Annotated in this window: 13 protein-coding genes; all 13 read right to left on the reverse strand. The window is 40.1% G+C overall.

Features of this window, described 5'->3' with window-relative positions; translation table 11 throughout:
- Positions 1-221 precede the first annotated feature (221 nt).
- The 13 genes from DFR58_RS16870 to DFR58_RS16930 all read right to left on the reverse strand — a co-directional run bounded on the left by DFR58_RS16870 (position 222) and on the right by DFR58_RS16930 (position 12,668).
- On the reverse strand, positions 222-1,658 hold the full coding sequence (locus DFR58_RS16870) for a S8 family serine peptidase (RefSeq protein ID WP_114299031.1): 1,437 nt from the start codon (positions 1,656-1,658) through the stop codon (positions 222-224).
- A gap of 35 nt (positions 1,659-1,693) precedes the next feature.
- Complete coding sequence (locus DFR58_RS16875) at positions 1,694-2,335, reverse strand: hypothetical protein (RefSeq protein ID WP_114299032.1); 642 nt, start codon at positions 2,333-2,335, stop codon at positions 1,694-1,696.
- Between the two features lie 5 nt (positions 2,336-2,340).
- Positions 2,341-2,607: a hypothetical protein gene (locus DFR58_RS16880; RefSeq protein ID WP_114299033.1), complete on the reverse strand. Its 267-nt coding sequence runs from the start codon at positions 2,605-2,607 to the stop codon at positions 2,341-2,343.
- Between the two features lie 16 nt (positions 2,608-2,623).
- The gene (locus DFR58_RS16885) at positions 2,624-3,727 is read right to left on the reverse strand and encodes a TIGR04066 family peptide maturation system protein (protein ID WP_114299034.1); all 1,104 of its coding nucleotides are present in this window, start codon (positions 3,725-3,727) and stop codon (positions 2,624-2,626) included.
- A 19-nt stretch (positions 3,728-3,746) separates the two neighbouring features.
- The gene (gene ccpM / locus DFR58_RS16890) at positions 3,747-5,165 is read right to left on the reverse strand and encodes a Cys-rich peptide radical SAM maturase CcpM (protein ID WP_114299035.1); all 1,419 of its coding nucleotides are present in this window, start codon (positions 5,163-5,165) and stop codon (positions 3,747-3,749) included.
- 95 nt (positions 5,166-5,260) lie between these two features.
- The gene (locus DFR58_RS16895) at positions 5,261-5,455 is read right to left on the reverse strand and encodes a CLI_3235 family bacteriocin precursor (protein WP_170138201.1); all 195 of its coding nucleotides are present in this window, start codon (positions 5,453-5,455) and stop codon (positions 5,261-5,263) included.
- 350 nt (positions 5,456-5,805) lie between these two features.
- Positions 5,806-7,017, reverse strand: a complete 1,212-nt coding sequence (locus DFR58_RS16900; protein WP_114299037.1) for an ABC transporter permease — start codon at positions 7,015-7,017, stop codon at positions 5,806-5,808.
- Between the two features lie 10 nt (positions 7,018-7,027).
- Positions 7,028-8,350 carry an efflux RND transporter periplasmic adaptor subunit gene (locus tag DFR58_RS16905; RefSeq protein ID WP_114299038.1) on the reverse strand — a complete coding sequence of 441 codons (1,323 nt, stop codon included), beginning with the start codon at positions 8,348-8,350 and terminating at the stop codon, positions 7,028-7,030.
- 18 nt (positions 8,351-8,368) lie between these two features.
- On the reverse strand, positions 8,369-9,127 hold the full coding sequence (locus DFR58_RS16910) for a Yip1 family protein (protein WP_114299039.1): 759 nt from the start codon (positions 9,125-9,127) through the stop codon (positions 8,369-8,371).
- A 3-nt stretch (positions 9,128-9,130) separates the two neighbouring features.
- Positions 9,131-9,868 (reverse strand): ABC transporter ATP-binding protein, encoded by a 738-nt coding sequence (locus DFR58_RS16915; protein WP_114299040.1) that lies wholly within the window; start codon positions 9,866-9,868, stop codon positions 9,131-9,133.
- A 459-nt stretch (positions 9,869-10,327) separates the two neighbouring features.
- Complete coding sequence (gene hypE / locus DFR58_RS16920; protein ID WP_114299041.1) at positions 10,328-11,335, reverse strand: hydrogenase expression/formation protein HypE; 1,008 nt, start codon at positions 11,333-11,335, stop codon at positions 10,328-10,330.
- An 18-nt stretch (positions 11,336-11,353) separates the two neighbouring features.
- Complete coding sequence (gene hypD, locus DFR58_RS16925) at positions 11,354-12,451, reverse strand: hydrogenase formation protein HypD (RefSeq protein ID WP_114299042.1); 1,098 nt, start codon at positions 12,449-12,451, stop codon at positions 11,354-11,356.
- Positions 12,441-12,668 carry a HypC/HybG/HupF family hydrogenase formation chaperone gene (locus DFR58_RS16930; protein ID WP_114299043.1) on the reverse strand — a complete coding sequence of 76 codons (228 nt, stop codon included), beginning with the start codon at positions 12,666-12,668 and terminating at the stop codon, positions 12,441-12,443. The genes hypD and DFR58_RS16930 overlap by 11 nt, the downstream gene beginning before the upstream one ends.
- Positions 12,669-12,894: the final 226 nt, after the last annotated feature.

Consider the following 12,894-nt stretch of genomic DNA (forward strand, 5'->3'; position numbering starts at 1 on the left):
CATAGGCTGTTTTTGATTCCGTTATCCGCAATTGTCCATTCTGGATGACCCCATAACAGTCCTTTTTCTTAAGCTTTTTTGTCGAATAATGCCGCAAGCTTTAAGTTCAAAGCACTTTATCGCGTCCTATTTAGATCCGAATTGAAATAAAAAATCCTAGATATCGGATTTTCCTCATCTCGATGTCTAGGATTTTTTATAAAGATTTTATCATAATCATTCTATTTCTCTGTCAACACCCTTTTTATATTCTGATAAAGCAATTTTATAGAGCCGGAGTCTGTTTTTTCAAATATTTTTTTACAATATGCTGCTCCATCACACCAAACAGTAGCCTCCTGTTTTCCTTCCAATTGTTTGAATACTATCCGCATGTCTGTTTGTTGTAATAATTCCCCACACTCTAATATGACATTTTCTTTTATTCCAAGTATTATTCCGTCACTTTGCTTGTAATAGGTCTGCCAGTAGATAAAGCTATTAAAGTATTTTATATCTCCTGCCTCAAGGCACTCCCTCGGTATGTATTCCAAATCGTACAATATGCTATCTGCCTCAAGGCTTGCCGTATAAATATTATAATTATCCTCATTGAAATTCCTTCTTAACTCTGTAAGCAAAAACATTTCATCCATGCTTTCGTCAAACTCGCATAGGATTACCGGAATATTCAATTCTTTTTTTTCACCCACACAATTAAATATTTGCTTTAATCGCTTCTTCGGACTCCAGAAGAATCTGCCGGAAATATTTTTTTCAATATTTTCTTTGCCTAAATATACAATGTTTTTATTATATTCACCCGCCTCCTCCAGCTCTGCCAAATTATCTGTTATAATGGTATCCGCATGATCCGGTACTTGGCTTATTGTCCCATTAACATAATTAAAATAATAGTTAGCTTTACTTTTTGTTTTTCGGATTCTGACTAATGCGGTGCCAATCCAATCAGGCTCATAATACTCCGACAGCAAGCGCATATTATACTCACTGTGTGTACGCAATGCCTGCTTGATTTCTGCAATATTATGCAAACCCATTTCCAAGAGCAGCTTACCAATTAAAGCGGTAACATACGGAGCTGCATAGCTGTTGCTCTGCCGGCTAATAATTTTTCTGCCGCAAATATTCAATTCATGCCCAGACGGCGCTGCCACATCAATTCCAATATGTTCATTGCCAATAAATTCACAATGTTCGTTACCCTCCATTGCAACTCCTATTACATTGGAAAAGGAAGCCGGATATGTGATATATCCACTATTTGCGGTTGCTGCAATAATACACATTCCTTGATTGGCGCAGCGATTTATAAGCGACCTGACTAAAGCTTTATCCTTAAAATGCTTAGTTCCCAGACTAAGGTTAACCACCTTTATTTCATTCTTTAAGCACCATTCTAACGCCTGATAAAGCGCTTCTATCAGTCCTGAGCCATTTTCACTTAATATCCGCACACTGCTTATAGAAAAATCGGAAAGATATTTCTCAATAATAAGTGCGCATGTGGTACCATGCATAAAGCTTACTTTATTCATATCCGCATTATCAAAAATGCATTGTCCATCATGGTTTATATAGACCCTGTGGTTCAATTGCCTTTTTAAAAGAGCTTCATCAATACCGTTGTCAACAACCGCGATTTTTACATTATGCACTAATTACCTCCGGCCTCCTTTTTCATGCAATTGAATTAAATATCAAAAAGAGTTTGCGAACTATATGCTTTCTCTGCGTCTGCCTTACGCAATTTCCTTCTTGCTTCATTTTCCACTAATAGTTTTTCTGTCAATAGCTTCTGTTCAGATTTGTGTTCCAAATATTTCTCCAATAATTCTTTTTGTTCATTTTTTCTGCTCTTAACGGTTTTTTTATAAAAACTGTTTTGTGAACGCATACTAAACTCAGAATCATTGGTAACAGGCCATGAATCTGCTCTATATTCATTCAAAGACCCACCAACAGTAATCATTACGGAGCAATTTCTCGGAGCGTACGAATCTCCCAAATCACGTTTGATGAGCGACAAAATCTTTTCTCTGTATTCAGGATTTTCTTTCATCTTTTTAAATGCTTGTTCTGATATATTAATAGCCGTGCCGCTTACCGTAATGTGGCTGTTTATTCCAGCAAGCTCTTCAAAAAATTCCTTTTTAAAAAGCTCCATTTCTTGTGATATTAATGCTTTTGTCTGCCCGACTTCTTTTGTTTTTACCGCTATATCGGACTTTGCTGATATGTCACTTATGCTGCTCATTTTTTTGTTTTGGATGCTTATTAAATCACTTGCTCCAAAGGCTTTATCCAAATAATTATTTTGAATTCCAAAGGACATTTTCCTCACCCCTTCTCTATTTTACTTTTCATTATAATTTCTACAATATCAAGAAAAGTATTAAATTTACGATCCACAATATCCTCTTGAGAAACCTTAAATTCAAATTTTTTCTCTACCGCCTCCATGAATTTTATCATCTGATAAGGTTCAATCCCAAACTTTGCGGATAACAAAGGATATTTTTTTGCCTCATCCGGCAAAGCACTTATATCTATACCCAGCAGATCTTTTAATATCTCCATTAACGAATTTTCAATTTGCTTTTTCATTTTATTTTCCCCTCAATCAAAGAACTTCGGTTACAGAATATTCATTTAGCTGTTTAACCATCTGCTGTACCATAGCTTCGATATCCAATTCAGTATATATCTTATTCTTTTCTCCCGCAGCAGCTTCTAAATTGGATACCAGCAGCCTGATATTTTCCGTTTCTCTGGCAAAGTACTCTATCGGCATAGCTCTGTTTACGGTAAACACATCCTGCATGGTGTTACTTAAGTAGAAGCTGTCTACATTGGTTTGAAACCTGTATTGTATTATTTTTTTCATCTCGCTTAGGTACAAATCGGAAATATCATTACCATACAAACACAAGGCTAAAAAGTCCGGGGTAATTGCATTGAAAATCTCAAAAGCATGTATTCCAAAGTATCCCACTTGCAATTTGCTCATAGGCATAATTCCTTCTGGTATACCTACAATAATTACCTCCGGCTCTTTTAATTGCTCTATTTCCTTTATAAAATGATTAAATAAAACAATTTTATATTCCGCAGGCAAGTCCCCTTCCATAAACGCAGGAAATGCATGAACGTTATTTAAAAATATGCTGTTTGTTCTTGAAGAAACCATCGCTACGTCATACCCCATTTTTTCAAAGCAATGCTTAACTCCCAATTGTACTAAAAATTTATCCGTTCGTTCTCCTATGCCTGCCACACAAACTATGGGCGTATATATCTCTTGTAATGACAGCGGAATATTTTCTTTAGTGAAATCTTTTACATTAATAGATTTATCAATAAGCGCCCCTGAATATCTTTTACATGTTTCCAATATCGCGTAATAAGTTTCTGGATGAATTTTTCTGGATAATATTATTTGCTTGCCGTTTCTTAACATTTCTTCAATTACTTCATACAAATGCTCTTCCTGAAGTTTGTTAATGGAATCTGTTATCCATAGGGCATCCAGCTCTGAATAGTCGTCCGCAGTTAACATGGTTTTTATCTCATACCCACATGCTTTTTTTGACCCTAAAGCCCACCCAGCCGGTGACAACAGCATTCTTATATCGATATTTTCCAACATAGACTTGTATTTCAGGTACGGATACATTTCGTTATCGTATGGATATACCGCCACTCTTGTTTTATTAAAACCATTCAAGTTCTATCCTCTCCCTCAATTAATCAAAATGATATCCATGCTCTCTTAATGTGCAGTATTCTTTTAATTGCAGCTCACTTGCCTCCTTGACCTTTTTACACCGCTCAATACGTTTTTCTGCCGACAATTCATTTCCCTTTTCCATTCCGGCCGCACAAACATTGCAAAAATCACCTGCCCAGCAGGTTTTGCATTCCTCTGGTGTCAATGCTGCAATGTTTAACAGTTTTTTAACTTTATCTATATCAAATCCTGTTTCCAAGTTCCCTAAAACGAATGCCTGACAGCTTTCATTAATCCGTTCACAGGGAAAGAGGTCACCATCCGTATTAACGAATAATCTGGTTGCACCTGCAATACACGCGCCTGACGGATGATATTTTGTTCCCCTTTTTCCTTTGGCAACTATTTTTTTATGAATATTTTCTTTCATGACTGCAATTTGAGCTTCCATTAGCTTGGACACATATTTTTTTTCTAACCTGCCTATCAAAAACAGATATGCCTTAAAAAGCTCATATCTATAATTTATATCGAATATTTCATTATAGCGGAGCTCTTCTTTTACACTGTTTTCATTCAAGGTTGTAGCTCCAATAATTGCGGAATGCACAAAGTCGTATGTAAAAAAATTACTGCTGCATTGAAAATCATTTTCTTCGTTCAGAACAGCGTTAAAGCTTATATTTTCCATATACTCGGGATGTTTTTGCCTTATACGCTCCAAATTGTCCATTATCACCTCAAATGTACCCCTCCCGCTTTCTGCAAAAATACGGCTGCTGTCCTGTATCTTCTGTGGCCCATCTAAACTGATTGTCAAACTGACATCATTTTGTTCTAAAAGGTCTACTATTTCATCTGTCAATAAAGTAGCATTGGTTGTCATATTGAGCCTGAGCTTTTTCCCTTCAAATACCTTCTTAGCATATGCAATAATTTCACGAATCAGCTTTATTTCTAATAACGGCTCTCCTCCATAAAAGCTTATTATTGCATTTTCTAAATTGCCATTATGATTATGGTAAAAATCCACAGCTTTTTTTGCCATCTCAAGGGACATTCTTTTTTTGGTATGTACTCTGTTTATATATGAACCGGAATAAACACAATATTTGCATCTTAGATTGCAATTTTGTGTTACCTGTAAAATTAACTGATGTATATTATTCTCCATATACTCTTCTATTTGATCTGCCGCAGAATGTTTAATTTCTGTGTTTAAGTTACACGGCTTAAAAAAACCCTGCATCAAGAGCTTTTGTAATTTTACCATTAAGCCATCGTCAATCTGTGCCCACCCGATTCTGCCTTCATTCAACCCTTTCAGAGCTTTATACAATTCTGCTTCTATGCGAATTATAGAGGTTGTGTTAACATCAAATACATAACACGATCCCACTGTTTTAAATAGCCTTATGAACGGCATGTCAATCATTCCCTTTTTGTTCCCCCTTTATAAGCAGGCACAGAAAGATGTTGCAATTCTGCCCATCTTCCTGTGCCACTTTACAGCATCTCATTTAAGCCTAATTAAAATGCCCATCTTCCTGATATTGCAGTTGTCAATCCTTTAGCATAGTTTTGCAAATTAACTGTGGAAGATGCAGTTTTTGCTGTACAGTTGTAGCATGGAATAGATGCACACATTGAATCGCAGCTACATGAAAATGCGACTAATGTTCCATCCTGCATAACAGTTTTTTTACCCAATGTTTTCTTTGCCATTTTTATTTCCCCCTTCCTCATAATACTTTAAGAATCTTAAGTCCATTTACATTGCACTTATAGATTCCTATAATAAAAACACCTGTTGCCTAAAATAGTAAAAGTGTTTTTATTCTCATCTGAATATTCTGAATTAAAACGACCTTTTACTATTATAATACATTTCTATACTTTTGTTTACCTTTTTTACCTTATTTCCCAAGATGATATTTCCTATAATGGTTGGTTACACACAAAAGCACAACAATATCTTCTATATAGATCCGAATTAAAATAAAAAAATCCCCATTTTAAAGGCTGAGGATTCAGTCTTTAAAATGGGGATTTAAGCCATAATTCTATTTTAGCATTTACTCATATCTCAGTGATTCTATAGGGTCCAGATCCGCCGCCCTTTTTGCGGGATATACCCCGAACATGAGCCCTAATGCAACTGACCCAAGGAAGGCCATTGTAATAATCTTTATATCAACCACCTGCGGTATTTTCATCTGCGATGAGATAACGGCCCCCGCAAGCATCCCTAAAAGTATTCCCACAAGCCCGCTAAGGCCCGTCATCATTATCGACTCGGTAATAAACTGCATTACAATATCCTTCTTTCTTGCACCAAGGGCTTTTCTTATGCCTATTTCCCTTATTCTTTCAGTCACAGAAACAAGAAGTATGTTTATTATTCCTATTCCTCCTACAATAAGGGTTATTACAGCAATAATCAGAAGCACCGCGGATATTACTCCGGTAATAGATGAAAATATCTTCTGCTCGTCATCGGAGTTGCTTGCAAAATATACATCCTTTGCTCCATGCTTCATCTCCAAAGCAGTTACTATTCGGTCGCTTACGCTTTTTGTCTTTTCCTTGTCCGTCAGCGTAACCATTATGTTGTTCAGCGTCTTGTCGTTAAATAAAAACTCCTGCAAGGTGGTTATGGGGATATATATCTGAGCAGGAAAGCTTTCACTGCTCATCATGCTGTCCAGCAAATCATCCCCTATCTTTGATACCCCTACCACCTTAAGACTCATAGCCCCCCAGGAGGTTCTGAAATTAATTGTTTCGCCTATTATGTCAACCCTTTTGAAATATCTCAAAGCAAAGTTTGCATCCACTAATGCAACCTTTGCTTTAGTAGATATATCCATATCGCTTATATATCTTCCAATCTCCATTTCCTTAGGATCAATATTCCTGAGCTGCGGAGTAACTCCGAAAATATATGAAGACCTTGTCTCCGAACCGACTCTCACAGTGCCGTAATTCTGTATGTATGTGGCTATATTCTTTATCTCAGGAGCAACCTTCCTGACAACGTCCATATCTGAAAACTGGAGCGCCTCACTGGATTTATAGCCGTCGGACGGCCTGTAATTTATGGTTATAAGATTTGCTCCCAGCTTTTCAAACTGCGAGTCTATGTACCCCTGAGTGGCATTCCCCACCGCCAGTATGGTTATTACGGAAAAGACTCCCATTATTATCCCTATCATTGTAAGTATTGAACGAAGCTTATTTGCTCTCAGGCTGTCTATCGCCTGCCTGAAACTTTCCGAAAAATTCATACTGCTAACCTCATTTCTTCCCTTCGCCGGTTATTGTTATTTTCAAGCCGTCCTTAAAGGTAGGCTGAGGGTCAAGCACTACCTCATCCCCTTCCTTTAAGCCCTCTATAATCTCAGCACTCATATCCGAGGTTATTCCCAGCTTAACAGGCACTCTTTTCATGGTGCTGTTCTCTCTGTTTGCCAGATAAACAAACTTGTTGTCATCCTTGTCAAGATCTATCATGTTCAGGTTGGCAACAAGAACATCCTTTTTCTCCACTGTGTAAATATCGCACGTCACATTAATTCCCGGCCTGACAGAACCTCCCGCATTATCAATCGACAGCAAAACCTCTATAACGGTTTCTTCCCCGTTGCTGGTAGCGATCTTGGTGGCGGTAGGCGAAACACTCAGCACCTTACCTTTAACCTCCACGTCCTTATCAATTGAATCTCCCGTAATAAAAGCGTTCTGCCCCGGCTTGACATTCTTAACATTGAATTCACTGACCTTTGCCTTTATGCGGAGCTTATCCGGGTTTACAACCTTATAGGCATACCCCGAGGCATTTATATAGGAACCCTTCTCAACATTAAGCTCGCTTACAAATCCGTCAATAGGGCTTAGCAGCATGTCATTAATTTTTTTAATTTTCTTTTCCATATCCTCTATTTTAAGCATGGTAGCCTTCAATGTCTGCTGCTCTGACTCCAGATCCAGTGCTTCGCTCTTTAGCGAGGACTTATTACTGTCTACCGTCGACTCATACTTCAATTTTGCATTAACCAATGCGACCTCAGCATCATTGAGGATTTTTGCGGCATTATCAAAATCGCTCTGAGAAATAGAGCCTCCCTCTAAAAGAGCCTTACTGCTGTTGTAGTTCTTTAGGGCCTCATTATATGCGTTCTGAGCATTTTCAACATTATTCTGCTCTACGCGCTCCGATGTCTGCACGGAAGCCTTACTGTCATGAGCCCTTATCTTTTTAATGGACAGCTCTTGTGTAGCCTTGCTTACCTTAAGCTGCTCAAGCTGAGAATTCAAATCGTCCAGATTGACCTCGATAATCTTTTGTCCCTTGGAAATCTTCTCGTTTTTTCCCACGAGGATTGCTTCCACCTTAAGCGCGGTGTCAAAATAGCCTTCTGCCTTTTCAATTTCCTCCACAACTCCGTTTGCGGATATATAAGACGAAATATCACCCTTTTGGATGCTTTCAGTAGTTACCCTTATTGCATTGCCCCCGGAAAAAGCAGGCGAACCTTCCTTGCTGCTGAAAATATTGACGACTATAAACGCCACAATTACTACCCCTATTACGCTACCTATAATAACCTTCTTTTTCATAAAGTTCCTCCACAAGTTCTAAATATATTGCCCCGCATTTGTAATTCCCGCATAAACAGCAAAAAGCAATGCGCTTGCTATAAACAGCGTAAATACAATTATATAAGATTTTTTCATTGACATCTTGCTTGCGTATGCAACTCCGATAGAAATCACTACGTACTGCCATATCCCAAAAAAGTCAAAGCTTTTTAAAAGCGCCGAAACAAAGCTGCCTGCAAAACCGTCGGTAAGAACACCGGGAGCTACTAGCTTCTTTAAGGCTAAAAGTGATGTATCAAGCTGTATACTGTTTGTAAAAAACGACGCCACCAGCGTAAGGACAAAATACAGCAGCATTATAACGTAAGCATACCCCGTTATCGAGCAGTATTGCTTGAAGCTGCCCTTCCCCTTAAATATTTTAACAGCCGCAAAAATTAGCGCAGTCATAGCTATCCACATAAAGAGTGCGGTAAACGGAAGAGCCACCATCCCCCCAATAGCACCTGATGTCACTATCATGTCCATCTGCTCCTCCGACACCGGTGTTCCCTGTTGTATGATAGCCGCTTCCATGGCCGGCCTTATAGTATCCTGATAAAGAGGAAATCTCAGCGCGTATAAAGCCGCCATTCCAAAAATCATTGCCAGTATCGGAAACAATATTCTGGGCTTCCCGCACAAATTCTCCATCGTGCGGGAAGGTGAAGCAATCACACCTAAAACTCTCTGAAAGAATCCCATTTTGTTCCCCATCTCCACACTGCCCTCTGTACTAATCTGAAAATCACTCATAAATTAATCCCCCATTCCTTCAGCTTTTCGGAGAGAAATCAAATCTCTCGCGTCAACAGGATTTTGTACCTGCTCATCACTTACAATACATCCGTCCTTGAACCTTATAACCCTTTTGGTATGCTCCGCTATGTCCGGCTCATGCGTAACCAGTACAATTGTCACACCCTCTCTGTTCAATTCCTGAAATACCTCCATTATATCCTCGCTGGAAGCACTGTCAAGATTTCCCGTCGGCTCATCGGCAAGAATTATTGCGGGACTGTTTACAAGAGATCTGGCAATTGCCACCCTTTGCTTCTGTCCCCCCGACATTTCATTAGGCTTATGGTGCATCCTTTCAAGAAGCCCAACCCTGTCCAGCGCGTTCATGGCCCTTTTTTTCCTTTCCTTCGCGCCTATCCCCGCATAAATCATTGGAAGCTCTACATTTTGAAGAGCCGTTATTCTGGGAAGAAGGTTGAAGGACTGAAAAACGAAGCCTATTTTTAAGTTTCTTATCCTCGCCATTTCAGAATCGTCAAGCCCGGATATATTTACTCCCTCAAGCTCATATTCTCCCTCTGTGGCCCTGTCAAGACACCCCAGAATGTTCATCAGGGTTGATTTGCCGGAACCGGACGGACCCATTACAGCCACGAACTCATTCTTCTCAATAGACACATTTGCTCCCTTTAGTGCCTGAACCTGTATGCTCCCGTTCCTGTAAGTCTTTGATAAATTCTCCATTCTTATAATCATATGTTCTCCTTGTACTTCCCCAAAGCTTTGCCCGTATGTAAAGCAATTCTTACTCACTTTTTGAGGCACTTAGATAATTATACCATATAGCGTCGGTTAATCAAAACATTTATCTTAACTTTTTATTAACTTTCTATTAACTAATCTCTATTATTGAGAAATTTTAAATAAACCATTAATTTTTTTAATTCAATGCTTAAATATTGCAAGTTTAACTCTTATTTCCCCTATACCTATATAGGATGCAATAAAGATTTTACAAACATGGAGGATATAATTGCTTACAGAAATTTTTAACTACAACGAAAAGACGCCTTGCGGGGAAATGTCTCACGGGTATATCATCAGGCGTTTTTCTTAGATGTATTCCTTACGGGTGAAAAAAATTTCTTCCATCAAACTATATCCCCCATGTAAAATCTTTATTGCTAAATATATAAGGAAATAATTCCGGCTTTTTTAGCATATTCTTGGGAGCTGATCCCCCGAGGGCATTTCAATTATCCTGTCTCCACCTGCCAACGTTGTCATCAGAACCCTTTTAGACGGGGCTTCAAGCACCTCTCCTATAATTGCGGAATCCTTGCCGTGTTCATGCTTTTTAAGCCGGTCTAAAATCCCCCGGGAAATATCTGCGGGAGCTATTATCAGCATTTTACCTTCATTGGCCATATACAAGGGTTCCATGCCGAGCAAGCCGCACACTCCCATAACATCCTCTCTTACGGGGAGGGCGTTTTCATACAGCCTTATACATACACCACTCTGCGATGCTATTTCGTTTAAAGCCGCAGCAACCCCCCCTCTAGTGGGGTCCCTCATTACATGAAGCCTCGGATAAAGCGGCAGCACGCTTCCAGTCAATCCGCTTAATGCGGCACAGTCGCTCTTTATATCCGCCTTAATGCCTAACATTTCTCTCTCAAGCAATATAGAGCAGCCGTGATCCCCTATAGTACCTGTTATAATAACACTGTCTCCGGGCTTGGCATTTGAGGCGGAAATATTTATACCCTCGGGAATAATTCCTATCCCTGAGGTATTTATAAAAATTTTATCCGCAGCTCCCCTCTGCACCACCTTTGTATCTCCCGCGACTATCTTTACTCCGCAGCCCGCCGCAGTCTCAGCCATTGACGCCGCTATTTCCTCAAGCTGCCTTATGGGAAACGCCTCCTCTATTATAAACCCGCAGCCAAGGTATAACGGCCTTGCCCCCGACGCCGCCAAATCGTTTACAGTACCGCACACCGCAAGCTTTCCTATGTCTCCCCCTTTGAAAAAAACAGGAGTTATGACAAAGGAGTCGGTAGTAAAGGCAAGCCTTCCCGCCTCCACGTCCAGCACGGCAGAATCCTCCGCTCTCGTCAGAATATCGTTTGAGAAATGCTTTATAAAAATATCCCGTATAAGATCATGAGTAAGCTTTCCCCCGCTTCCATGGGCAAGGGTTATTATATCAGACATGCAAAATGCACTCCCCTTTTATAACGCAGTATATTTATAGTATGCGGCGCAAGTACCCTCCGAGGATACCATGCACGCGCCTGCCGGGCTCTCCGGCGTGCATACCCCTCCAAAAAGAGGGCACTCGCACGGGGCCTTTTTGCCCTTGAGTACCTCTCCGCACATACAGCCCTCAGGCTCAAAGGATTCCCCCTGTTTAATTCCGAACACCCTCCACGCGTCAAAATCTCTATATTTATGCTTTACGCACAGCCCCGAGGCTTCAATGCCGCCTATTCCTCTCCACACCGCATCACAGGGCTCAAACACCTCATACATCTTTGCTCTGGCAACAGCATTTCCCTCCTTCTCTACAACCCTGGAATAGTGGTTTTCCACAGCTTTTTTTTCGCTGCTTATGTTGTCGGAAAGAGTAATTACAGCCCTCAATATATCAAGCGGCTCAAATCCCGTTACAATTCCCGGAATTCCGTGCGTCCGAAGCAGCTCCTCATAGAAGGCCGTCCCGGTAATGGCACTTACATGCCCCGGATAAATGAAGCCGTCAATCCCGGCATCCTCCTGTATAAGAGCCTTCAGGGCGTTAGGCATTGTCTTGTTGGCGGTCAGAACTGAAAGGTTTTTTATTCCTTCCTCCCTTGCCTTCAACACCATAAGCGCAATAACGGGTGTGGTTGTTTCAAATCCTACAGACAAGAACACCACCTTTTTCCCCGGATTATCAGAGGCTATTTTTATCGAATCAAGAGGGGAGTATAATATTCTGATATCCCCACCGTGAGCCCTTTGCTTCATAAGAGATCCTTCCCTTCCGGGAATCCTCATCATGTCTCCAAAGGTGGCTATTATTACATCGGATTTACGGGACAGCTCGACGGCGGCATCTATATAATAGGAGGGCGTGACGCACACGGGACAACCTGGCCCCGATACAAGCCTTATTTTTGGGGGCAAAAGCCCTCTTATGCCATACTTGAAAATAGACATTGTATGGGTTCCGCACACCTCCATAATTGTAACGGGCCTTTTGTCATACGACGCCAAAAGCCTTCCTAAGTCCCTTGCTGTGGCGGAATCCTTAAATTCATTTAAGAGCGTTAAGATATTATTTTTCATTTACCAGTTCCTTCAGTTCCTTAAAAAGCTTTATTGTGTCAAGCGCCTCGTCCTCATCAATCCTCTGGATTGCGCACCCAGCGTGTACGAGAACATAATCTCCTATATCCACATTTCTTATCAATTCTACCGAGACCTCCGCAGAAGCACCCATGACATCCACTATTGCTGTTTTATCCTCTATTTTTACCACCCTTCCGGGCACGGCAAGACACATGCATTCCCTCTCCTTTTAAAATTAATAGTACTATATTAAGCGGTTCCTTTATATTTTATCATAAATTTATTAGGAGAGTATAAATTTTATGCCAGAAAATCGTAAGGGCAGACACATAGGTCTGCCCCTACCGGTAAATGATATGTAAATATTCTGAAATAAAATTGTGGAAAAATAATTATCATGCCAAATCATTTTCATTGTATTATAAAAATTGTAGGGGCAG

Source organism: Anaerobacterium chartisolvens, assembly GCF_003337415.1.
Lineage (GTDB): Bacteria > Bacillota > Clostridia > Acetivibrionales > DSM-27016 > Anaerobacterium > Anaerobacterium chartisolvens.

Excerpts from the sequence above, each read along its gene's own strand:
- DFR58_RS16875 (WP_114299032.1), bottom strand. The coding sequence starts at position 2,335 with ATGTCCTTTGGAATTCAAAATAATTATTTGGATAAAGCCTTTGGAGCA.
- DFR58_RS16880 (WP_114299033.1), bottom strand. The coding sequence starts at position 2,607 with ATGAAAAAGCAAATTGAAAATTCGTTAATGGAGATATTAAAAGATCTG.
- ccpM (WP_114299035.1), bottom strand. The coding sequence starts at position 5,165 with ATGATTGACATGCCGTTCATAAGGCTATTTAAAACAGTGGGATCGTGT.
- DFR58_RS16895 (WP_170138201.1), bottom strand. The coding sequence starts at position 5,455 with ATGGCAAAGAAAACATTGGGTAAAAAAACTGTTATGCAGGATGGAACA.
- DFR58_RS16900 (WP_114299037.1), bottom strand. The coding sequence starts at position 7,017 with ATGAATTTTTCGGAAAGTTTCAGGCAGGCGATAGACAGCCTGAGAGCA.
- DFR58_RS16905 (WP_114299038.1), bottom strand. The coding sequence starts at position 8,350 with ATGAAAAAGAAGGTTATTATAGGTAGCGTAATAGGGGTAGTAATTGTG.
- DFR58_RS16910 (WP_114299039.1), bottom strand. The coding sequence starts at position 9,127 with ATGAGTGATTTTCAGATTAGTACAGAGGGCAGTGTGGAGATGGGGAAC.
- DFR58_RS16915 (WP_114299040.1), bottom strand. The coding sequence starts at position 9,868 with ATGATTATAAGAATGGAGAATTTATCAAAGACTTACAGGAACGGGAGC.
- hypE (WP_114299041.1), bottom strand. The coding sequence starts at position 11,335 with ATGTCTGATATAATAACCCTTGCCCATGGAAGCGGGGGAAAGCTTACT.
- hypD (WP_114299042.1), bottom strand. The coding sequence starts at position 12,451 with ATGAAAAATAATATCTTAACGCTCTTAAATGAATTTAAGGATTCCGCC.
- DFR58_RS16930 (WP_114299043.1), bottom strand. The coding sequence starts at position 12,668 with ATGTGTCTTGCCGTGCCCGGAAGGGTGGTAAAAATAGAGGATAAAACA.